Here is a 24,391-nt window from a genome sequence, read left to right on the forward strand (position 1 = left end):
GAGGTTATATATTTATATGATTTTAAAGATTCGTCAGCTGACTACACTTTAATTTCAACTTCAACACCACTAGGTAATTCTAACTTCATTAAAGCATCTACTGTTTTAGATGAAGAAGAATAGATATCTAATAATCTTTTGTGAGCTGATAATTGGAATTGCTCACGAGATTTTTTGTTTACGTGTGGAGATCTTAAAACTGTAAAGATTCTTTTGTGAGTTGGTAATGGAATTGGACCATTAACAACAGCTCCTGTAGCTTTAACAGTTTTTACGATTTTTTCAGCTGATTTGTCAACTAAAGAATAATCGTAAGATTTTAATTTTATTCTGATTTTTTGACTCATTTCTTAATTTAATTAAGCGTTACCTTTTGCTTTTGCGATTACAGCTTCAGCTACGTTTGTAGGAGCTGGAGCATAGTGATCAAACTCCATAGTTGATGTAGCACGACCAGAAGATAAAGTACGTAATGATGTTACGTATCCGAACATTTCAGCTAATGGAACTAATGCTTTAATAACTTTTGCGTTATTTCTATCATCCATTCCAGAAATTTGTCCACGTCTTCTGTTTAAGTCACCTACGATATCCCCCATGTTTTCCTCTGGAGTTAAAACCTCTAACTTCATGATAGGCTCTAAAATTTGAGCACCAGCAGCTTTAGCAGCAGCTTTGTAACCCATTTGAGCAGCTAACTCGAAAGATAATTGGTCAGAATCCACAGGGTGGAAAGATCCATCTTTTAAAGTAACTTTTAACGAATCCATTTCGAATCCAGCTAAAGGTCCGTTTTTCATTGCAGCTTTGAAACCTTTCTCAATTGAAGGGATAAATTCTTTAGGAACGTTACCACCTTTAATTTCTGAAATGAATTCTAATCCAGTTTTACCTTCATCAGCAGGTCCCATTTCGAATACAATATCCGCGAATTTACCACGACCTCCAGATTGCTTTTTGTACACCTCACGGTGGTTAGCTGGTCTAGAGAATGATTCTTTGTACTCTACTTGAGGCTCACCTTGGTTAACTTCAACTTTAAACTCACGTTTTAAACGGTCAACGATGATATCTAAGTGTAACTCACCCATACCAGAAATAACTGTTTGACCAGAAGCCTCATCAGTTTTTACTTGGAATGTTGGATCTTCTTCAGCTAATTTAGCTAAAGCCATACCTAATTTATCAACGTCAGCTTTAGTTTTAGGCTCAACCGCGATACCAATTACAGGATCTGGGAAGTCCATAGACTCTAAAACGATAGGCGCTTTTTCGTCACATAAAGTATCCCCTGTTTTGATATCTTTAAATCCTACTGCAGCTCCAATATCACCAGCTTCGATACGCTCGATTGGCTCTTGTTTGTTGGCGTGCATTTGGAAGATACGAGAAATACGTTCTTTGTTTCCAGAACGAGTATTTAACACGTAAGAACCAGCATCTAAAGCACCAGAATAAGCACGGAAGAAAGCTAAACGACCTACGAATGGGTCAGTAGCAATTTTAAATGCTAATGCTGAGAATGGTTCTTCTACAGATGGTTTTCTTGAGATAGGCTCATCTGTTTTAGGATCTGTACCTGGAATTGCTTCTTTATCTGTTGGAGATGGTAAGTAACGACACACAGCATCTAACATGAATTGTACACCTTTGTTCTTGAACGAAGATCCACAAGTCATTGGGATGATAGACATATCTAAAGTAGCAGCACGTAATGCAGTGTGAACTTCTTCTTCAGTAATAGAGTTTTCATCCTCCATATACTTCTCTAATAAGTTCTCATCGTATGCAGCAATCTCTTCGATTAATTGACCACGGTATTGTTTTACATCATCAACCATATCAGCAGGGATTTCAACTACGTCGAAAGTAGATCCATGGTTTTCATCATGCCAAACAATTGCACGGTTTTTAATTAAATCAACAACTCCTTTAAAGTCTGCTTCGTCACCGATTGGTAAAACGATAGGAACAGCATTTGATCCTAACATTTCACGTACTTGACGACAAACATTTAAGAAGTCAGCACCTTGACGGTCCATTTTATTAACGAAACCTAAACGAGGTACTTTATAGTTATCAGCTAAACGCCAGTTTGTTTCAGACTGAGGTTCAACTCCATCTACTGCTGAGAATAAGAAAACTAAACCGTCTAAAACACGTAAAGAACGGTTTACCTCTACTGTAAAGTCAACGTGACCAGGAGTATCGATAATATTAAAGTGGTATCCTTTAGCATCTGGTAATGGTTTTCCTTGTTCAGTAGGGAAAGTCCAGTTAACAGTTACAGCTGCAGAAGTAATTGTAATACCTCTTTCAGCCTCTTGCTCCATCCAGTCAGTAGTTGCAGAACCTTCGTGAGTTTCTCCAATTTTATGATTCTTACCTGAATAGAATAAGATACGTTCTGTAGTTGTAGTTTTTCCTGCATCGATGTGAGCAGCAATACCAATATTTCTTGTGTATTTTAAATCTCTTGCCATCGTGTATTAGAATCTAAAGTGAGAGAACGCTTTGTTAGCTTCTGCCATTTTGTGAGTATCCTGACGTTTTTTAACAGCAGAACCTTCTTCTTTAGCAGCAGCAATAATTTCACCCGCTAATTTTTGTGCCATAGATTTCTCATTACGCTTACGTGAATAAGAAATTAACCATTTCATAGCTGTAGAGATCTTACGATCTGGGCGAATTTCCATTGGAATTTGGAATGTAGCTCCACCAACACGGCGAGAACGTACTTCTACGTGAGGCATTACATTTGATAATGCTTCTTTCCAAATATCTAAAGCAGTTTTTTCAGCATCTTCTTTACGAGATTCTACGATATCTAATGCATCATAGAAAATTTTGAATGCTACTGACTTTTTACCATCGTACATTAAGTTGTTTACGAAACGTGTAACTAACTGATCGTTAAATTTAGGATCTGGAAGTAAAGGTCTTTTTTTAGCTCTTGTCTTTCTCATTTCTTAAATTATTTTTTAGCGTCTTTTGGACGTTTCGCTCCATACTTACTTCTACGCTGAGTACGTCCGTTTACTCCTGCTGTGTCTAATGCTCCACGTACAATGTGGTAACGAACACCTGGTAAGTCTTTTACTCTTCCTCCTCTAACTAATACTATCGAGTGCTCTTGTAAGTTGTGACCCTCACCCCCGATGTATGCGTTTACTTCTTTTCCGTTTGTTAATCTAACACGAGCAACTTTACGCATTGCTGAGTTAGGTTTCTTAGGAGTTGTAGTGTAAACACGTGTACATACACCGCGGCGTTGTGGACATGATTCCAATGCAGCCGATTTACTCTTCTTAGTTAGTTTTTTTCTACCTTTTCGAACTAATTGTTGAATTGTTGGCATACTAATTTACCTTTTTAATTTAGTTTAAACCCATTTTCGGGTCTGCAAAACTACAAATATTCTCCGACTTGCAAAATTTATTTGAATTATTTTTTTGATTTTCTATGAATTAACACTAATTTACTGGTGCTAATTGTCAATCTATTATGAATCTTTTAACCGCTATTCAGAATTCAAAATGTTTAGCTTTTTACATTCTAAAAGAGTCAAAACTTGATTCCGTGTACGAATTATTTCTCATGAAGTAAAGGATAATTTTACATTAAGTTTACATAGATGCCATTCAAAAAACTGATTTTTGCAAACATTTTAATTTGAATATGGAAACAATATTTATTGTAATCTTAATTACAGTTGTTCTACTTGCTGTACTCGATGTCATGGTAGGTGTAAGCAATGATGCTGTCAACTTTCTTAATTCTGCTATCGGATCAAAAGCTGCTAGCTTCCGTACAATTATGATTATCGCCTCGGCAGGACTTTTAATCGGAGCTGTATTTTCGAGTGGAATGATGGAAATTGCCCGCAGCGGTATTTTTACCCCGTCAATGTTCTCATTTTATGACGTGATGATTATCTTTTTAGCCGTTATGCTTGCTGACGTCATATTATTGGACTTGTTCAACTATATTGGCTTCCCTACATCGACTACGGTTTCCATTATTTTCGAATTATTAGGAGCAGCAACATGTTTAGCAGTTATTAAAATCATTACGAATGATGATTCTTTTGTAACACTACTTCAATACATTAATACAGATAAAGCTTCAGAAATTGTTTTTAGCATTATTTTATCGGTATTCTTATCTTTTATATTAGGTTCGATTGTACAATACATTACCCGAATTATTTTTACGTTTAAATCTGAAACACGCATTAAGAAATATGGCGCATTATTCGGAGGATTTGCAATTACTGCAATTTCATTTTTCATTTTGATCAAAGGGGCGAAAAACCTTTCATTTTTAAGTGAAGATGTAAAAGATTGGATTAAATACAATCAAATTTTATTGATCGGAATTAATTTTATTCTTTGGACAATTGTTTCTCAGATCTTGATTTTTTTCCGAATAAATATTTTGAGAATTATCATTCTAATTGGAACTTTCTCTTTAGCATTAGCCTTTGCAGGAAATGATTTAGTGAATTTTATCGGGATACCAATCGCTGCATTACAATCTTACGACATCTTCGTCGCTTCAGGTTCCACTGATCCTCGAAATTTTATGATGGCGGAGTTAGCGAACAATAATATTGTAGCTCCAGTATATTATCTGATTATTGCAGGAGTCATCATGATTATTACATTATGGACTTCTAAAAAAGCAAAAAATGTAATTCAAACCTCTTTAAATCTAAGTAAACAAGACGATGGTGAAGAAGATTTTAATCCTAATTTCTTATCACGTGCTATAGTACGTGGAGTTATCATCATCGGAAAAGTACTAGATCGCGTTTTACCCCAATCCTTACAGTTAAAAATTGATCAACGCTTTGAAAATCCTAAAAAGAACTTATCCTTAAAGGATCGTACCACGGATGAAGAAGCATTTGATATGATTCGCGCTTCAATCAACTTAATTGTTGCTGCTGTATTAATTTCGATCGGAACTTCTCTTAAACTTCCTTTATCTACTACCTATGTAACTTTTATGGTCGCTATGGGTACTTCTTTTGCCGACCGAGCATGGGATAGGGATAGTGCCGTTTTTCGAGTTGCAGGAGTTTTTAATGTAATTGGAGGATGGTTCTTAACTGGTATTTCTGCCTTCATTATGGCTGCTACAGTCGCTTTGATAATGTATTTTGGAGAGGAATACGGAATCTTCACTATGATTGCATTACTCGCTTTCATTTTATTTAAATCTTATCGCAGCTACGATAAAAAAGATAAGACTATGACTGAAGACACATTGGTTAATTTTACCAATGATGATATTGATTCTTTACAGAAAATCTTAAATAAGAATAAAAAGCAAATTGGTAAAGTTCTACATAAAACTGCAGAAACTTTTGAAGTCAGCATTACAAGTATCGAAGACGAAAACTTAAGCCATTTATCCGATAACAAAAAGAAATTAAAAAAATTATTAAATTCTATTCAAGATTTAAAATCAAATTTCTATCGTTTATTAAGAGATATGGACAATTCGAATGTTCATACTACAAAAGATTTCGTAAAGTCTTTTGGTTACTTACAAAATATTACAACAAGTATTAACTTTATTAATACTTCTATCCATACTTACATTAATAATAACCATAAGAAATTGACAGATGAACAAATCCAAGATTTAAAAAATATTAATCAATATTATAGTGAATTATTAATGCAGACTTCTAAAGATTTTACCAATAATGATTTTTACAATTTTGAGAAGAAACGTGTAGCATTAGATGAAAAACTCACTTTAGCATTGAACAATCAGATTGAAAGGATTCAACAACAAAAAGTTGGTCAGAAAAGTGCCACCTTGTTTTTTACTATTTTAACCGAAGTAGAATATACTGTTGATCGCATAGAAAAATTAGTAAAATTATATGATGAGATCAATAATCAAATCAGAATCAAAAACTAAGTTTCGAATTAACCTTAATTTTACATTAATTAGATTAATTTTGCCACACAAATACATTTTTAGATGTCAGTAAACTCATTTTTCAAATTATTTACACCAAGGGATAAAACATTTTTCCCTTTGTTTGAGGAATCATCAAAAACATTAATCAATTTAGCTGAGTTATTACACGAATGCGTTAATGCTCCATTAGAAGAGCGTGAAGATTACTTTGCTCAAATTTCTAACCTTGAAAGCAAAATTGAATTTTTAACTCAAAAAACAAATTTAGAGTTAGGTAAAAACTTTATTACGCCTTTTGATCGTGAAGATATTTATTCATTAATCAAAGCAATTGACTATGTTGCTGATAATTTAAATGGTGCTGCTAATCGTATCAACATTTATCAAGTTGATAAAATCACAAAATCAATTCGTAAAATTACTGCGGTTAATTTAGAGGCTTGTCAATTAATTGGTGAGGGAATTGAAAATCTAAAGGATTTTAAAAATTTAACTCGTGTTTACGAAATCTGTGAACGCATCAATAAATTAGAAAATAAATCTGATCGTATTTTTGACAAAGCAGTTCAAGAAATATTCGAGAATGAGACTGATGCTAAAAATATCATCAAATACAAAGAAGTTCTATCATCTTTAGAATCTGCGACAGACAAGTGTAAAAGTGTTGCAAACGTATTAGAAGCTGTAGCAGTTAAACATTCATAATCTATACATTTTTATTTTTTACATATGGAAATGATTAATGATGTTTTGAATATCATTAATGGTATGTTAGATTCAAAGGCAGGGATATTTTTACTGATAATTATCTTTTTAGCTTTTGTATTTGATTACATTAATGGGTTTCATGATGCAGCAAACTCTATTGCAACCATTGTTGCCACTAAAGTTTTAACTCCTTTTCAAGCTGTTTTATGGGCAGCTGCATTTAATTTTGCTGCTTATTTTATTTCAGTTTATTGGATTGGAGAGTTTAAGATTGGGAATACAATTGCAAAATCTGTCAACGAAAACTTCATTACCCTTGAAGTGATTCTTGCAGGAATTGTAGCAGCTATATCGTGGAATTTATTGACTTGGAAATTTGGAATTCCATCTTCTTCATCACACACGCTTATTGGCGGTTTTATAGGTGCAGCTTTAATGCACGCGTATGTGAATCCTGAAATAGGTTCAATTTGGGATGTGATTGTTTACAATAAGGTTTTACCAATTTTCTTATTTATATTCTTGGCACCATTTATCGGGATGATACTTGCAAGTACATTAACGTTAATCATTTTACAAATTTGTAAAAAAGCAAAACCTGCGGTAGCAGAATGGTGGTTTAAAAAATTACAACTGGTATCTTCTGCTTTATTTTCTTTAGGACACGGAATGAATGATGCTCAAAAAGTAATGGGTATTATTGGAGCAGCAGTTATCTTCTATCATTTAAATGTTGATTTCAACCAAGCGTATGTGGATGCTGAAGATAAATTTGGATACTTTGTTGAACACTGGGGATGGGTTCCTATCACATCATTTATTATTATTGGTGCAGGAACAATGGCTGGTGGATGGAAGATTATTAAAACCATGGGCTCTAAGATTACAAAAGTTACTCCATTAGAAGGTGTAGCTTCTGAAACTGCTGGAGCGATGACATTATATATCTCCGAGCATTTTGGAATCCCAGTTTCTACTACACATACCATTACAGGATCAATTATCGGTGTTGGAATGACAAAACGTGTTTCTGCTGTACGTTGGGGAGTAACAATTAGCTTGCTATGGGCATGGGTATTAACAATACCAGTATCGGCTGTAATTGCAGGTATATGCTATTTAATTATTCGATTATTCTAAATTATAGATAGTCATCATAATATATTAAGATAGGTCTATTATTGATAGACCTATTTTTTTTTATACATTTGCCACACTTTTTAAATAACTAATCCATAAGATGGACCTTACGATTTTATTTTTAGTCATTGCTTTAGCAATTGTATTTGACTTTATCAACGGTTTTCATGATGCTGCAAATTCTATCGCAACCGTTGTGACAACAAAAGTTCTTACCCCTATTCAAGCCATTATATGGGCGGCATTCTTCAATTTCGTAGCATACTTTATTGCTAAATTTATTATTGGAGAATTTGGAGTGGCTGACACCATCTCAAAAATTATTAAAGAAGATATCGTCACTTCATTCGGAGCCAATCCTTCCATTGTAATTATGGCTGCACTACTAGCTGCGATCACATGGAACTTATTAACTTGGAAATTGGGAATTCCTTCTTCTTCCTCTCATACCTTAATTGGTGGATTAGCAGGAGGAGCTTTAGCATCAACAGCTTTTGATTTCTCTTCAATCAATATTGAAATTATCCTAACCATTATCGCATTTATCTTTGTAGCACCGGTGATTGGTTTATTAGCTGGAAATATTATCAGTATTATCACTTTGAATATTTGTCGAAATGCAAAACCGCATAAAGCCGATACTTGGTTTAAAAGACTACAATTGGTCTCTTCTGCTATGTTAAGTATTGGACATGGTTTAAATGACTCTCAGAAAGTAATGGGTGTAATTACATTCGTTTTATTGGCTAATCAAGATGCAATTTTAGCTACTGATATGAATACTTGGATCCTAAATGATACGTTCCATTGGAAAGATTGGTTTATAACTGAAAATAGTGCCGATATTCACGATTGGGTACCCATCGTTTGTTTCTCTGCAATTGCCATTGGAACATTAGGTGGAGGTATGAAAATCTTAAAAACAATGGGGAATAAAATTACGAAGATTACTCCGATTGAAGGATTCACAGCACAAACAGCATCTGCCATTACATTGTTTTTTACAGAACACATCAAAATGCCTGTATCTACGACTCACGTCATCACAGGATCAATTATTGGTGTTGGAATGGTAAAACAAGTTTCTGCGGTTCGTTGGGGCGTTACAGTAAGTTTATTATGGGCATGGGTTTTAACTATTCCAATCTCCGCTTTAATTGCTACAGGATTTTATTACTTTTTGACATTATTTTTCTAAAATAGAATTACAGTCGAGGTTATAATAAAAAATTATTCAATAACATATACATCCGAAGGAATTTGATTTCTTCGGATTTTTTTGTGCTATAAAAAAAATTAACGTTTTCGATTGTTCAGTTTATTAATGAAGTAAGATGGCCGAAAACCTGTATGTGTTGTAAAAAGGCATCTTAAAGTGTTGTTCGGTATTTAAAACCAGCTTCTTCTGCTAAAGTATCAATGGTTAAATTTCTTAAATCCTAATCATTTAATTCTGATTAACAATACAAAACCAGTATTTGAGTACCAAAGTATACATCAAAGGATTTTTTCATCAAGATTCTACAATAGAAATTTACAATTTAGTCGGACAAAAGGTAATCAATCAAAAAGCAAAAAGTGGATTAACACAAACAATTGAGGTGCAGTTTTTACCAAAAGGAACTTACATCATCAAAGCAACAGATATCAATGGGAAACCTTTTCAAGAGAAATTGATTATCCGATAACATAAAAAATCCTCTTTGTAATGGATGAGGATTTTTTTAAGTCTTTATTATTAATCACAGTTAAAGAACTCGTGGGATTATTCTAACTACACCGAATTAACAAACCCTGTTACAAACAGTACACGGGCTATCAATAATTTCCCATATCCTGAAGTGATACCGCTAAAAACAACACGACGTATAGCCAACTGATTTCTTCTTAGAAAGTGCATCTATTGAAATATTATAAACTTCATGATTTTTTGTATTTTTAATCTACGCCAGGATAAAAGTGAATCCCGTCATCTTCAATGCCGCCTTTATGCCGCCTTTATGCTACCTTAATGTCGCCTTTATGCCGCCTCAACTCCAAGGTTTATCCTGCCTTTCTTCGTTCATTGCCAATACATCCTTCTTCCTTAATAAATATACGCCTACAGCTTAATTTCTCTATTTTTCTTTTCTTACTATTGCCCCCCTACTTCCAATCAGTAATACAACAATAACTATTAATCAAAATACACATCATAAAATAGCCCTGGTTTAAATTTAAACCAGGGCTATTGATATGCTATACATCTAAAATCTTATTGACTAAAATCTACTTTTAATTGATCAATTTTAGCTAATAATACTTTTTGTACTTCTTTATAATCTTCTTTAGCTACTAAAGGAGCATTAACAGAAAAATAGTATTTAATTTTTGGTTCAGTTCCCGAAGGTCGACAAGCTACTTTGCTTCCATCCGCTGTATAGAAAATTAATACATTCGACTTAGGAACATCAATTGCTTTTTCTTCTCCTGAAACTAAATCCTTTTCGATAGATGATTGGAAATCTTTCACACGAACAACTGGAGAACCAGCTAATTCTTTCGGAGGATTAGCACGGAAATCAACCATCATATTGGCGATTAATTCGGCTCCTTCTTTACCAGGCTTAACTATCGAAATTAAATCTTCTTGGAAGGCTTTTCCTAAAGCAATATAAATATCGACTAACTTGTTGTATAAAGAACTTCCTTTTGCTTTTTCTACAGCTGCAATTTCAGAAACTAATAAAGCAGTTGTTACAGAATCTTTATCACGAATAAAGTCACCGACCATAAATCCAAAAGACTCTTCTCCTCCACCGATAAATTTCTCTTGACCTTCGAAATTACGGATCATGTCAGCAATCCATTTGAATCCTGTTAATCCAACTTTACAATCCACACCAAATTTAGCAGCGATATCATAGAAAATATCTGAGGTTACAATCGTAGACCCAATAAATTCTTTCCCTGTAATTTTACCAGCTTCTTCCCATTTTTCTAATAAGTAGTAAGCTAAGATCGTATTCATTTGGTTTCCATTCAACAAAACCATGTTACCATCATTATCACGAGCTGCTACACCTACACGGTCAGCGTCTGGATCAGTTCCAATTACAATATCTGCATTAATTTCATTGGCTAAATCGACAGCCATCGTTAATGCTTCAGGCTCTTCCGGATTTGGTGACTTTACAGTTGGAAAATCTCCACTAGGAATTGCTTGTTCAGCCACTTGATGAACTTGCGTAAATCCAGCTTGTTCAAAAGCTTTAGGTGTAATCACTACAGAAGTACCATGAATGGAAGTGAAAACAATTTTCACATCTTCTTTCCCTTCATTCGTAAAACTTCCATTTTCAACCGCTGCATCGATAAATGCTTGATCTATTTCTTGACCGATGTATGTAATTAATTTGTCGTTACCTTCAAATCGGATTTCTTCCACTTTTACGTTTCCAACTTCAGAAATAATGGCTTTATCATGAGGAGGTACAATTTGCGCCCCATCATTCCAATACACTTTATATCCATTGTAAATTGGCGGATTATGAGATGCTGTCAAAACAATTCCTGCATCGCATCCAAGATGACGTACTGTAAAAGATAACTCTGGCGTAGGACGGAAAGATTCAAATAAATAAACCTTAATTCCATTAGCTGTTAAAACGTCCGCGACCATTTTAGCAAACTTATCTGAATTATGTCTTACATCATAAGCTATCGCAACTGATTTCTCTTTTTCAGGAAATTGAGCATTTAAATAATTCGATAAACCTTGTGTTGCTGCACCTAAAGTATATTTATTTAATCGATTCGTACCCACTCCCATAATTCCTCTCATACCTCCCGTTCCAAATTCAAGATCACGGTAAAAAGAATCATCTAGTTCTGTTGGATTGTTATCTATTAAATCTTGTACAGCATTTCTTGTTTCTGCGTCATATGCATCAGAAAGCCAAAGTTGAGCTCTTTCTAAACTTGTACTCATTATTCTCTAATCGTTATTTTTTTATGACTTGAGCGTTGTCAGAAATTTTAGTATCCTTAGAAGGCTCTCCTACATAAGTGACTACCGCATTTCCTTTCGCCGACCCCGCTAAAGATTTTCTAGAATTAATATTTAATATCGCATTATCACTTACGTTAATTTGAGCATCATTGGACTCATAAGCAAAAAGATCACCTTGCGATTGATTAGACCCTTTATAGATTAAAGCTAAAGCTGTCCCTTGAAGTTTAACAGCTGATTGATCATAAACTGAAAGCTTAAGATTATTTGTAATCAAATAAGTATCATCAATTTTAGACTGTTCCGAAGCTTCAATTTCCAAATCATCTACATTTAAAGTTCCTGAAACTTTTAAGTTTGTTTGTTTTGAAACATCAATATCTTTTAAATCTCGTGTCACATAAACAAATACATCATATGCACTGTATTGACCAATCGATTTGTTTTCTGATATGTTTAAAGTCCCACTTTTACCTTCAACCTTTAGGTTATCAATAATATTCTGATGACTTTCTACTTTAACGCCAATTTCATTTCCTGGAATTAAAGTGACATTACAATTACATGCAACATTCAGCTCATTGATTTGATCTACTGTAAATGATTGTTGAGCAGTTGCTGCTCCTTCACCATCAATAGATGATGAACAACTCATCATCGAGAATCCTAAAAGTGATAATGCTAAAAATTTATTCATAGTTAATAGGTTTTGGTTGTTGTTAATCCAGATTAAGTTCCTTTTGGACACTGTAAATCTTGCGGTCTTTATTTCCTCTTACAATTAATTCCCCTAAAAACCCTGCCAAGAAAAGCTGAGTACCTAAAATCATCGATGTAAGTGAGATATAAAAATATGGACTATCTGTAATAAGTCGTGTTGGTTTATCTAGAATAAATAATCGAAATAATTTATCCAGACCCAAATAAACAGATGCTAAAAATCCAACGACGAACATGATCGTACCAATCAATCCAAAGATATGCATTGGTCGTGTACCGAATTTCGCTTGGAAATACAATGTGATTAAATCTAAAAATCCATTTATAAAACGGCTTGGACCAAATTTAGAAACACCGTATTTACGTGCTTGGTGACGTACTTGTTTTTCTAAAATGCGATGGTAACCTGCATTTTTAGCTAAAACGGGAATATATCGGTGCATATCGCCATAAAGCTCTACATTTTGAGTTACTTCATAACGATAAGCTTTTAATCCACAATTAAAATCATGTAAATTAACACCAGAAGTTTTTCGAGCTACTGCATTGAACAACTTCGAAGGTAAATTTTTCGTTAATTTGTTATCTTGACGATTTTGTTTCCATCCAGAAACAATATCTGCTTTCTTATTGATTAAAGTATTGTATAATGCGGGGATTTCTTCAGGAAAATCCTGTAAATCGGCATCCATCGTAATCACTACATTCCCTTTAACTTGTTTAAAAGCAGCATTTAAAGCAGGTGATTTACCATAATTCTTACGGAATTTAATTCCTTTAACTTCTTGATGAAATTTCGATAAATATTCGATAATTTCCCATGAATCATCTGTACTACCATCATCCACAAAGATCACCTCGAAAGAGAATCCGTTTTCGTGACATACAGTTTTGATTCGTGTAAATAATTCTTCTAAAGAATCCTGTTCGTTCAGTAAAGGAACAACTATTGATAAATCCATGGTTTTAATAAACTCGTTTTTTTAAGAACTGTGCAAAAATTGCAGAAACAGCCATATAAAAAGATAAGAACATTGAAAGTAAACCAAAGAAATATTTAAATGAAAATAAATTCACTTTCATAATTTCTGGTTCTTTACGACTTTGTTCGATTACTTTTGCTTGTTCAGCATCCATATTGGTCATAAATGTATCCAAGATTCCATTACGTAATGCATCTTGTGCCCATTCTCCTGCTGTATTGAAGAAAATAAAAATAACTGCTAAACTGATAACACCTGCGATAAACATGGTATAAAAGCCAATTTTAAATCCTTCTTTAAATGACATTAATTCTTCTATAGTCGTTGCCGTTTTTGCTTTTGCTTTCGATACACTTAAAGTGGTAAAGAAAGAGAATCCTGCAAATAAGGGAACCAAAATAAAACAACAAATCATCATTGTATATTTATAATAATCTTTTGGTGTAATCCCCCCATTCGTTGAAAACGCCATATATAATCCAAAAAACAACACTAATACGATTGCTGTTAATATTAGTGAGCTTCTTAATACTTTATTTATTGTATTCATGCTGCAAAGATAAGGATATCAATACATATTCTTGTATGAAAAAAATAATGTTTACAGCAAATTTTTCTTCGAATTAGAGCTAAAAATGTTCCATTCCTACTCACAAAAATGGAGATATGTAAAAAAAATAAAAAAAAGTTTTATAAATATCACCCTCATTATCAATTGTTTTATTTTTTGCAGCTTTATTTTTATCATACTTTTTCAAAAAACCATTTTGAAATTTACAAACTATTCTTACCTTTGCATCAGGCAAGTCCTACACAACCAGCTCCTGTTGAATCCTCCAGGACGGGAACGTAGCAAAGGTATACGGTCGTAGCGGTGTGATGTAGGTCGCTTGCCTTTTTTTATTCCCTAAATTTACATTCCCTTTTTTTTACCCCATAAATTATTCTTAATTTTGCATCCATTGATTTAGAGATTCAATGGAAACAAACAAAACAGCAAAGTACATTTTTGTTACGGGAGGAGTAACATCGTCGTTAGGTAAAGGAATTGTAGCATCTTCATTAGGAATGCTATTAGAAGCAAGAGGATATCGTGTAACCATTCAAAAACTTGATCCTTACATCAATGTTGACCCAGGTACACTTAATCCATATGAACACGGTGAGTGTTATGTAACAGAAGATGGAGCTGAAACCGATTTAGATTTAGGTCACTACGAGAGATATTTAAATCGTCCAACTTCAAAAGCGAATTCAGTTACTACTGGACGAATCTACCAATCAGTTATCGAAAAAGAACGTCGTGGAGATTATTTAGGAAAAACAGTTCAAGTTGTTCCTCACATCACCAATGAAATTAAACGTCGTATCAAATTATTAGGTAATACAGGGGATTATGATATTATCATTACTGAAATTGGTGGTACGGTTGGTGATATCGAATCATTACCATACATCGAAACAATTCGTCAGCTAATTTGGGAATTAGGTGATCACAATTCACTGGTGATTCATTTAACATTAGTTCCTTATTTAGCCGCTTCTGGTGAATTAAAAACAAAACCTACACAACATTCTGTTCGTACATTAATGGAAAGTGGAATTAATGCCAATGTATTAGTAACACGAACTGAGCACCATTTATCTAAAGAAGTAAAAGCTAAATTGGCTCAATTCTGTAATGTTCGTAAAGAAAATGTAATTGAGTGTATGGATGCTGATACTATATATGATGTTCCATTTTTATTACACGAACAAGATTTTGATGAAGTTGTATTAAAAGGATTAGATTTGCCAACCAATCAGGAACCTGATTTTACGGTTTGGAAAAAATTCTTAGCAAGTCATAAAAATCCAGCGAATGAAGTTGAAATTGCATTAGTTGGTAAATATGTTTCCTTACATGATTCTTACAAATCTATTACAGAAGCTTTTACTCATGCTGGAGCTGCAAGTGAAACGAAGGTAAAAGTCAGATGGGTATATTCTGGTGATATTACAGAAGAAAATGTAGCCGAGGTTTTAGCAGGAGTTTCAGGTGTTTTAATCGCACCTGGTTTTGGTGATCGAGGAATTTTAGGAAAAATTATTGCGGCAAAATATACACGTCAAAACAATATTCCAACCTTAGGAATTTGTTTAGGTATGCAAATTATGGCCATTGAATTTGCTCGTAATGTCTTAGGTTACGAAAAAGCTGATTCTGCGGAAATGGATTTATCGACTCCTCATCCGGTAATTAGTTTAATGGAAGATCAAAAAGATATCTCAGACAAAGGAGGTACAATGCGTTTAGGAAACTGGAAATGTCATTTAGAAGAAGGTTCTAAAATTAAAGACATCTATGGTTCTACTGAAATTTTAGAACGTCACCGTCACAGATACGAATTTAACAGTGAGTATTACAATGAATTTGTTTCAAATGGATTAATTCCAGTTGGTAAAAATCCTGAAACTGATTTAGTCGAAATATTAGAACACAACGAACATCCTTATTATATCGGTGTTCAATTCCATCCGGAATACAAAAGTACGGTTGCTTCACCACACCCGCTATTTATTAGCTTTATCGAAGCAGCTTTGTCGAACAAGTAAATTGAAACGTTAAATGCAACAAGAAAAATCTAATCTTAATCAGATTATTGCTTTTGTTTTAATGGGTATTTTATTATTTGGTTTAATGTATTATAATACACCAAGTGATGAAGAACTAGAACAACAAAAGAAAGAATTAGTACAGAAAGAAAAAGAAGCTAAAGCAAAACAAGCTGTAAATTCACAGAAAGCGCAAGCCATTTTTCAACCCGTAACTGGAGAAGCCAAAGACATCGAAGCTTCTAATGAAAAAATGAATGTGAAGTTTGCTTCTAAAGGAGGACAAATTGAATCTGTTCAGTTGATTTCTTATACCGCTTACGAAAAAGGTGTAAAAGACACTCCTTTATATTTAGCAAAAGATGGATCTAACTCTTTCAACTTAACTTTTAAAACAAAAGATGGAGTTGAAGTGAATACCAAAGACTTAAACTTTATCCCTTCTGTTCAGAAAAATGCATCTAACACTATTGTGACGATGACTGCTGCTGCACAAGGAGGTCAAATTCAGTATGTGTATACATTAGGTGACTCGTACGGAATTGATTTAGAAGTTAAATCTCAAGGGTTATCCAACATGACTTCAGATAAAGAAGTTGCGTTGAGCTGGAAAATGGATGGATTCTCTACAGAGAAAGGTCATGATCAAGAAAAATACTGGTCACATACTTATTTCCAATTCAAAGGATCTAATGATTTAGAATATGAATTATTTGGTTCTGACGAATGGGAAGAAGAAGAAGCGATCTCATGGGTAGCAAATAAACAACAATTCTTTGCTACGGTATTATCTTCTGAAGAAGGTTTTAAAAATACAAAAGGTGGATCTTTAAATGCTGACGAAGAAGATACAACATTTGCGAAGCACTATTTCTTTACCTCAGGATTAGAATTAAAGAATGCTGAATTAAACCATAAATTAACTTTTGATTTCCTTCCTTTAGACTATAATATGTTAAAGGATTATAATGATAAAGGTTTTCAAAACTTAATTGATTTTGGATGGGGTATTTTTGGAGGATTAAACAAATATTTCTTCTTACCTGTATTTAAATTCTTAGCGAACTTTGGTATCGAATTAGGATGGGTAATTTTCTTATTAACAATCGTTGTTAAGTTAGTCCTATCTCCTATTATGTACAAACAATATCGTCAATCTGCTTTAATGAAGGTTTTACGTCCTGAATTAAATGAGATCAACGAAAAGTTTAAAGATTCTAAAGATGCGATGAAGAAACAACAAGCAACGATGGAAATCTATCGTAATGCGGGTGTTAATCCTTTAGCGGGATGTTTACCAGCGTTATTACAAATTCCAATTTTCTATGCATTATTCCGTTTCTTCCCTAACTTAATCGATTTAAGAGGCGTTTCTTTCTTATTTGCAGAAGATTTAACAGCATATGATGATATCATTAAAATCCCGGAATGGATTCCAGTATTAGATGGTCACTTATCTGTGTTTGCATTATTATATATTGTTGCCATGATGGTTTACTTTAAAGTTTCTGGTTCGATGGATAATTTCCAAATGCCACAACAAGAAGGAATGCCAAATATGGAATTCATGAAATACATGATGTATATAATGCCAATTTTCTTCTTTATTTTCCTTAACAACTATGCATCGGGATTATCTTGGTATTATTTAGTATCAAATACGATTAATATCTTTATTGTATTATACATTAAGAAAGTAATGATTAATGAAGAAAAGATTCATCAGATTATTGCTGCAAACAAAGCGAAACCTAAAAAAGAAGGTAAATTCTCATCTCGTATGCAAGACATGATGAAGAAAGCTCAAGAAATGCAAGAGCAACAAGAGCAAATGAAAAAAAATCGTAAATAGATATTTTTACAATTTCACAATACTTTAAATCCGTTAATAATAATTAACGGATTTTTTATTTTATTCAGTCATAAATTTATTCAATCCGTAACTTATTCATTTCAAAATAAATAAATCACATCACATGTATTAATGGTGTATTTTTTACACAATTTTTAATAAATCAGTTGTAATTTTATTATTTTCAGTGTATTATTGTCCGAATCAAATAAGTATTATGGAAAATATTTACACTATTAAAGATCAAACAGCCAATCCCGGACCATTAGGTTTATATGGTTTTGCATTAACGACAATTCTATTAAACATCCATAATGCAGGCTTTTTCCCTGTAAATAGTATGATAATGGGTATGGGTATTTTCTTTGGCGGTGGAGCCCAGTTTATCGCTGGTGTTATGGAATGGAAAAGAGGAAATCATTTTGGAAGTATAGCATTTATGGCTTACGGAGCTTTTTGGCTTTCTTTAGTATTTACTTGGTTAGCCCCTGGGGTTTTAGGAGCAGAAAAAGCGGATGGTAACGCGATGGGATGCTACTTAGGACTGTGGGGACTATTTACCTTAGTTAATTTTATCCAAACATTAAAAGGACATACTGTAGGTAAACTTTTATTTGGATCATTGACTCTACTATTCTTTTTATTAGCCGCTAGTAATTTTACTGGTAGCGAACAAATTTTAAATATTGCGGGTTATGTAGGAATCGTGTGTGGATTCATTGCATTTTACGAAGCATCAACTATTATGATTAATAGAACATTCGAAAAGGATATCCTTCCTCTTTAGCAAAAAAAGCCTTACATTTTGTAAGGCTTTTTTGTATTTCATAATTCCTTGATTATTTCGTAGCTACTTTTCTGTAGATAAATAATAAAATTAATGCTCCAGCAATTGCTACTAAAAATCCTCCGAAAGACCAGTTGTTTGGATCGTATTGTAATAAAATTGTTGAAATCCATCCTCCTAGGATTGCTCCGATAATTCCTATTAACATTGTTACCCAAAATCCTCCCGGATCTTTCCCTGGCATAATAGCTTTTGCTATCGCTCCAGCAATTAAACCGAAAATTGCCCATGAAATCCAATTCCATAGGAATGAGAAAATTAACACTGATGTCATCATAATTATAGTATTTTAAGTTGTTAATTATAAGTTAACTAAAATCATACCAATCTGTATTTTAAAAGTTGTTGGGCATTTTGTAACTTTGGTCAAATTAATAAACTTAACTATGTCTTTAATTAAATCTATTTCAGGATTTAGAGGTACAATTGGAGGAAATCCAGGAGATAATTTAACACCTATTGACGCTGTTAAATTTGCAGCAGCTTACGGTACTTGGCTAAAAAATCAATCAAATAAACAAAATTATAAAGTAATTGTTGGTCGTGATGCTCGTATATCAGGACAAATGATTTCTCAATTAGTTTGTTCAACTTTACAAGGTTTAGGTATTCATGTTGTTGATTTAGGCTTATCAACAACTCCTACAGTAGAAGTTATGGTAACGCATTTAGAAGCTGATGGAGGAATTATATTAACTGCATCACACAATCCAAAACAATGGAATGCATTAAAATTATTAAATGCAAAGGGAGAATTTGTATCTGCGGAAGATGGCGCTCAAATTTTAGCCACTGTAGATGCAGATGATTACAATTTTGCTCAAGTAGACGATCTAGGTTCTTACGAAACATTTGATGGAGCAATTGATTTACACATTGAGAAAATCTTAGCATTGCCATTAGTGAATGTTGAAGCTATCAAAGCGAAGAAATTTAAAGTAGCGATTGATGCTGTAAATTCGACTGGTGGAATCTCTATTCCTAATTTATTAGATAAATTAGGCGTAGAATACATCAAAATGTATTGTGAACCTACAGGTCATTTTCCTCACAACCCAGAACCTTTGAAGGAGCATTTAGGAGATATCTGTGCCAAAGTTGTTGAAGAAAAAGCTGATTTTGGGATTGTAGTAGATCCAGATGTAGATCGATTAGCAATCATTGATGAAAAAGGTAATATGTTTGGAGAAGAATATACATTAGTCGCAGTAGCGGATTATGTATTGGGGAAAACTCCTTCTGCTACAGTTTCTAATTTATCTTCTTCTCGTGCATTACGTGATATTGCAACTAAACACGGACAAACTTATACTCCATCCGCAGTCGGTGAAGTGAATGTTGTTGTAGCAATGAAAGAGAATAATGCTTTAATCGGTGGAGAAGGAAATGGAGGAATTATCTATCCAGAATTGCATTATGGTCGTGATTCATTAGTTGGAATTGCATTATTCTTATCTCATTTAGCAGAAAATGAAATGTCAGTTTCTGACTTAAGAGCATCTTACCCTGCATACTTTATGGCAAAAAAGAAAATTGAATTAACGCCAGAAATAAATGTTGATGATTTATTAATTAAAGTTCAAGAACTTTATAAAAATGAAGAAATCAATACAGTGGATGGTGTAAAAATCGATTTTGAAAACGAATGGGTTCATTTACGTAAATCTAATACAGAACCAATTATTAGAATTTATACAGAAAGTACATCAGAAGAAAATGCCAACCAATTAGCCGATAAAATGATTGAAAGTATCCAGTCGATCATATAATCCATTTGTTAATTAGTTGTGCAAAACTATAAACTTTGAAAAATGCTTTTATTTAAAAGCATTTTTCTATTTTAGATAGGTATTATGGAGGATGAGTTTTTAAATAACGAATTGATCGAACAATTCGAACACATGTTGGACCACAAAGAAAATATTTACTTTGACACTGAACAGTTACAAGAAATAATTTCTTTTTACTTAGACGTGAGCGATTTTGAATATGCTAAGAAAGCGCTTGATTATGCCTTTTCATTGCATCCGGATCACCATGACCTTAAAGTAAAGAAAATTGAATATCACCTATCGTTAACTCAACTAAAAAAAGCAGCGGAATTAATTACAGAATTAAAAGATATTTTATCCGATGATTTAGAATATTTATTGGTCGTTGCTCGTTTTTGGGCGATAAAGGATTTACCTAAAAAAGCCATTCAGTTCTATAAGAAAGCTGCACTACACGAAGAAGATTTAGATTTTATATACAATTGTATCGGAAATGAATATTTGAATCTAGATGAGGTAAGTAACGCCCTAGAGTATTTCTTAAAGGCTTTAGAATATAGTGAAGATAATGATTATTCATTTTATTCCATCATCCAATGTTATAACGAACTACATGCATACCAAGATTGCATCAATTTTTTAAAAACATATATTGATGAAAATCCATATTCAGAAATCGCTTGGGGGCAACTTGGAGCACAATACGAGCAAGTCAAACAATTAGAAGATGCTTTAGAAGCTTATGACTATGTTACTGTAATAAATCCTACAAGTATTTCAGGTTATACCCAAAAGGGAAATATATTAACCCAATTGGGACGATATGAAGAAGCGATTTTAACCTTAGAAGAATCTTTAGAATATGATGATTCACCTGCTATTACTTATTTAGTTATCGGGGAATGCTATGAGAAATTAAACCTTCCTTTAAAAGCATTGAAATCATATCATCTTTCGATTAAAGAGGATCCCCAATTGGATAAAGTATGGGCCAGAACGAGTGCTTTATATTCTAAGTCCGAAAATTATCAAGAGGCGTTGTTTTACTTGAACCGCGCAATAGATTTAGATGATCGTAATGTGGAGTATTGGAAGGCTCACTGCTATATCTTAATCAAGCTTGGAAAATATGAAGAAGCGATTACTAGCTATCGTACAATTGTAGACATTGAACCATTTCGATTGAACAATTGGATTGCTTTAATCGAAGCCAATATTGTTATGGAAGAATATCAAACCGCTATTCAAGAGGGACAAAATGCATTAAAGCACTTTAATCGTGCAGAAATTCATTACCAATTGAGCAGCATATTCTTTCAAATTAACGATGAGTTACAAGGAAAGGAACATTTAGAAAAAGCTTTAACCTTAGACGCATCAATAAAAGAAGAATATTTTTTAAAATATCCCATACTTCATCGATTTCACACCAAATCCGATGAATAAAATTCATCTAAAATTGACATTTAAATGTTTTATAAACAATCTCCAATTCAAATTTTAAAACTATATTTAAATGTCAATTTTATTTTATGAATTTAGTCGCTCACCAATTTTTATCGTTTAATAATCCATCACTTCAAATCGGAAATTTATTAGGAGAAGTTGTCAAAGGAAACAAATACAACGATTATCCTGAAGATATTAAATTGGGTATTCTTTTGCATCGAGCGATTGATACCTTTACAGATCAACATGATATTGTAAAGAAAAGTACAAGTTACTTTCACCAATCCCAGAATAAATACGCCCCTATCCTAGTAGATTTAATGTATGATTATTGTTTAATTAAACAATGGAGTAATTATCAAACCATCCCTTTTGAATATTTTACTTCCAATTGTTATGAATTATTCCATATGAATTATGATAATTTCCCTACTCGATTACAAGTCATGTTAGATCATTTGTTGCAACATAACTGGTTTAAAAATTATTCAACCTTAGAGGGAATTCAATTGACATTAAATGGTATTAGTAAAAGGACAACATTTGATAATAATCTCAATGATGCTCTTAGGGTAATGAAACATTATGAAATTGAAATTGAAAATGATTTCAGTTTGTTTTTTCCCGAGTTAATAGCACATTGCAAAGATTTTATTGAGAATAATTGACAAATACATTATCTTTCTGAATCAAAACTTACAAAAAATACAACGTAGAAAAGTAAAACGAAATGGACTTAACATTCAATAAAAGAGAAGATTTCAATAAACTTGAATTATCAAAGCTAAAACATAAGTTAAACGAGGTTTACTTAGGTGGAGGAAAAAAACGAATTGAAGCACATAAAGCGAAAGGTAAATTAACTGCTAGAGAACGAATCGAATATTTATTTGATGATAACACGCCATCCATTGAAATTGGAGCTTTAGTTGGTGACGATATGTATAAGGAACATGGCGGTTGTCCCTCTGGTGGAGTGGTTGTAAAAATCGGTTACGTTTCTGGAAAACAATGCATCGTCGTTGCAAATGATGCAACGGTGAAAGCTGGTGCATGGTTCCCAATTACGGGTAAAAAGAACTTAAGAGCACAAGAAATTGCTATGGAAAATAAACTGCCGATTATTTATTTGGTCGATAGTGCTGGCGTTTATTTACCGATGCAAGATGAAATTTTCCCTGACAAAGAACATTTTGGACGCATTTTTAGAAATAATGCAAAAATGTCTGCTATGGGGATTACACAAATTTCAGCTGTTATGGGATCATGTGTGGCTGGTGGAGCATATTTACCTATCATGAGTGACGAAGCGTTGATTGTAGATAAGACAGGTTCTATTTTCCTTGCAGGAAGTTATTTGGTAAAGGCAGCAATTGGAGAGGATATTGACAATGAAACTCTAGGTGGAGCAACTACACACTGCGAAATTTCTGGAGTTACAGATTATAAAGCCAAAGATGATAAGGATGCATTAGATCGTATCAAATCGGTAATGTCAAAAATTGGTGATTATGAAAAAGCTGGATTTAATCGTATTGATCCTGTAAAACCTGCTTTAGACGAAAAAGAAATTTATGGCATTCTACCGGTTTCACGTGCGGAACAGTACGATATGTACGATATTATCAAACGTTTAGTGGACAACTCTGAGTATGATGAGTATAAACCCGATTATGGAAAAACCATTATTACAGCCTATGCACGCATTGATGGTTGGGCTGTAGGAATTGTCGCGAATCAGCGTAAAATTGTAAAATCAGCTAAAGACGGAATGCAATTTGGAGGTGTCATCTATTCTGATTCTGCAGATAAAGCGACTCGTTTTATAGCCAACTGTAATCAAAAGAAAATTCCATTGGTATTTTTACAAGATGTAACAGGATTTATGGTTGGATCAAAATCTGAGCATGGAGGAATTATCAAAGATGGAGCTAAAATGGTTAATGCGGTCTCAAATTCAGTTGTTCCAAAATTCACAATTGTTGTTGGAAATTCTTACGGAGCAGGTAATTATGCGATGTGTGGTAAAGCTTATGATCCACGATTAATTGCTGCATGGCCATCAGCTCAGTTAGCTGTAATGGGAGGTGAACAAGCTGCAAAAGTTTTATTACAAATTCAAGAAGCAACTTTAAAAGGAAAAGGTGTTGAAGTTGATGAAACGAAGAAAGAAGAGTTATTAAAAGAAATTACTGATAAGTACACGGCTCAAACAAGCCCTTATTATGCCGCATCACGTCTTTGGACCGATGGAATAATCGATCCATTAGATACACGTACATGGATTTCAATGGGAATCGAAGCTGCTAATCATGCTCCAATTGAAACACCGTTTAACTTAGGCGTAATTCAAGTATAGTCTAATCAATTATTAAAATAAAAAAGAGAGCTATT

At 33.3% G+C, this 24,391-nt stretch carries 21 protein-coding genes and 1 other RNA gene; 13 read left to right on the top strand and 9 right to left on the bottom strand.

All coding sequences use genetic code 11. The features are described 5' to 3' along the window. Positions 1–41 precede the first annotated feature (41 nt). From rpsJ to rpsL, 4 genes are read right to left on the bottom strand one after another with little or no spacing between them, the layout of a single operon-like run. Entirely contained in the window at positions 42–347 is a 306-nt protein-coding gene (gene rpsJ / locus AC1QSP_RS07605; RefSeq protein WP_019974208.1) for a 30S ribosomal protein S10, read from the bottom strand. A gap of 12 nt (positions 348–359) precedes the next feature. Further along, entirely contained in the window at positions 360–2,483 is a 2,124-nt protein-coding gene (fusA, locus tag AC1QSP_RS07610) for an elongation factor G (RefSeq protein WP_484078192.1), read from the bottom strand. 6 nt (positions 2,484–2,489) lie between these two features. Next, entirely contained in the window at positions 2,490–2,966 is a 477-nt protein-coding gene (gene rpsG, locus AC1QSP_RS07615; protein WP_322971892.1) for a 30S ribosomal protein S7, read from the bottom strand. Between the two features lie 8 nt (positions 2,967–2,974). After that, positions 2,975–3,358 (bottom strand): 30S ribosomal protein S12, encoded by a 384-nt coding sequence (gene rpsL / locus AC1QSP_RS07620; protein WP_019974211.1) that lies wholly within the window; start codon positions 3,356–3,358, stop codon positions 2,975–2,977. 320 nt (positions 3,359–3,678) lie between these two features. Between rpsL and AC1QSP_RS07625 the strand changes: the two genes are divergently transcribed. From AC1QSP_RS07625 to AC1QSP_RS07645, 5 genes are all read left to right on the top strand, one after another. Continuing rightward, positions 3,679–5,937: an anion permease gene (locus AC1QSP_RS07625; protein WP_484078193.1), complete on the top strand. Its 2,259-nt coding sequence runs from the start codon at positions 3,679–3,681 to the stop codon at positions 5,935–5,937. A 63-nt stretch (positions 5,938–6,000) separates the two neighbouring features. After that, positions 6,001–6,645: a DUF47 domain-containing protein gene (locus AC1QSP_RS07630; protein WP_322971890.1), complete on the top strand. Its 645-nt coding sequence runs from the start codon at positions 6,001–6,003 to the stop codon at positions 6,643–6,645. A gap of 30 nt (positions 6,646–6,675) precedes the next feature. Beyond that, positions 6,676–7,788, top strand: coding sequence for an anion permease (locus tag AC1QSP_RS07635; protein ID WP_484080395.1), 1,113 nt, complete (start codon positions 6,676–6,678; stop codon positions 7,786–7,788). A 100-nt stretch (positions 7,789–7,888) separates the two neighbouring features. Continuing rightward, positions 7,889–8,986, top strand: a complete 1,098-nt coding sequence (locus tag AC1QSP_RS07640) for an anion permease (protein ID WP_484078194.1) — start codon at positions 7,889–7,891, stop codon at positions 8,984–8,986. 280 nt (positions 8,987–9,266) lie between these two features. Continuing rightward, positions 9,267–9,476: a T9SS type A sorting domain-containing protein gene (locus AC1QSP_RS07645; RefSeq protein WP_484078195.1), complete on the top strand. Its 210-nt coding sequence runs from the start codon at positions 9,267–9,269 to the stop codon at positions 9,474–9,476. Positions 9,477–10,042: 566 nt separating this feature from the next. Here AC1QSP_RS07645 and AC1QSP_RS07650 read toward each other — a convergent pair. Genes AC1QSP_RS07650 through AC1QSP_RS07665 form a run of 4 tightly spaced genes read right to left on the bottom strand, consistent with a single transcriptional unit; the run spans position 10,043 to position 14,032 of the window. Continuing rightward, positions 10,043–11,758, bottom strand: coding sequence for a phospho-sugar mutase (locus AC1QSP_RS07650; RefSeq protein ID WP_484078196.1), 1,716 nt, complete (start codon positions 11,756–11,758; stop codon positions 10,043–10,045). Between the two features lie 13 nt (positions 11,759–11,771). Further along, positions 11,772–12,476, bottom strand: coding sequence for a GIN domain-containing protein (locus tag AC1QSP_RS07655; RefSeq protein ID WP_484078197.1), 705 nt, complete (start codon positions 12,474–12,476; stop codon positions 11,772–11,774). 22 nt (positions 12,477–12,498) lie between these two features. Then, on the bottom strand, positions 12,499–13,461 hold the full coding sequence (locus AC1QSP_RS07660; RefSeq protein WP_322971884.1) for a glycosyltransferase family 2 protein: 963 nt from the start codon (positions 13,459–13,461) through the stop codon (positions 12,499–12,501). 4 nt (positions 13,462–13,465) lie between these two features. Beyond that, positions 13,466–14,032: a DUF4199 domain-containing protein gene (locus AC1QSP_RS07665; RefSeq protein ID WP_322971883.1), complete on the bottom strand. Its 567-nt coding sequence runs from the start codon at positions 14,030–14,032 to the stop codon at positions 13,466–13,468. A 250-nt stretch (positions 14,033–14,282) separates the two neighbouring features. Here AC1QSP_RS07665 and ffs point away from each other — a divergent pair. The 4 genes from ffs to AC1QSP_RS07685 all read left to right on the top strand — a co-directional run bounded on the left by ffs (position 14,283) and on the right by AC1QSP_RS07685 (position 18,716). Beyond that, an RNA gene (gene ffs / locus AC1QSP_RS07670) (signal recognition particle sRNA small type) lies at positions 14,283–14,381 on the top strand. A gap of 79 nt (positions 14,382–14,460) precedes the next feature. Further along, positions 14,461–16,077, top strand: a complete 1,617-nt coding sequence (locus tag AC1QSP_RS07675; RefSeq protein ID WP_484078198.1) for a CTP synthase — start codon at positions 14,461–14,463, stop codon at positions 16,075–16,077. Positions 16,078–16,090: 13 nt separating this feature from the next. After that, positions 16,091–17,929, top strand: a complete 1,839-nt coding sequence (gene yidC / locus AC1QSP_RS07680; RefSeq protein WP_484078199.1) for a membrane protein insertase YidC — start codon at positions 16,091–16,093, stop codon at positions 17,927–17,929. A 217-nt stretch (positions 17,930–18,146) separates the two neighbouring features. Next, positions 18,147–18,716 carry an acetate uptake transporter gene (locus AC1QSP_RS07685; protein WP_484078200.1) on the top strand — a complete coding sequence of 190 codons (570 nt, stop codon included), beginning with the start codon at positions 18,147–18,149 and terminating at the stop codon, positions 18,714–18,716. 52 nt (positions 18,717–18,768) lie between these two features. On the opposite strand, the gene AC1QSP_RS07690 is transcribed toward AC1QSP_RS07685, so the two are convergent. Next, complete coding sequence (locus AC1QSP_RS07690) at positions 18,769–19,053, bottom strand: GlsB/YeaQ/YmgE family stress response membrane protein (RefSeq protein WP_484078201.1); 285 nt, start codon at positions 19,051–19,053, stop codon at positions 18,769–18,771. A 109-nt stretch (positions 19,054–19,162) separates the two neighbouring features. Between AC1QSP_RS07690 and glmM the strand changes: the two genes are divergently transcribed. From glmM to AC1QSP_RS07710, 4 genes are all read left to right on the top strand, one after another. Then, positions 19,163–20,545 (top strand): phosphoglucosamine mutase, encoded by a 1,383-nt coding sequence (gene glmM / locus AC1QSP_RS07695; protein WP_484078202.1) that lies wholly within the window; start codon positions 19,163–19,165, stop codon positions 20,543–20,545. A gap of 84 nt (positions 20,546–20,629) precedes the next feature. Beyond that, a complete protein-coding gene (locus tag AC1QSP_RS07700; RefSeq protein ID WP_484078203.1) occupies positions 20,630–21,994 on the top strand; it encodes a tetratricopeptide repeat protein in 1,365 nt (454 codons plus the stop codon). A gap of 86 nt (positions 21,995–22,080) precedes the next feature. Beyond that, complete coding sequence (locus tag AC1QSP_RS07705; protein ID WP_484078204.1) at positions 22,081–22,665, top strand: acyl carrier protein phosphodiesterase; 585 nt, start codon at positions 22,081–22,083, stop codon at positions 22,663–22,665. Positions 22,666–22,727: 62 nt separating this feature from the next. Then, entirely contained in the window at positions 22,728–24,356 is a 1,629-nt protein-coding gene (locus tag AC1QSP_RS07710; RefSeq protein WP_484078205.1) for an acyl-CoA carboxylase subunit beta, read from the top strand. Positions 24,357–24,391 lie beyond the last annotated feature (35 nt).

Source organism: Faecalibacter sp., from assembly GCF_057177045.1.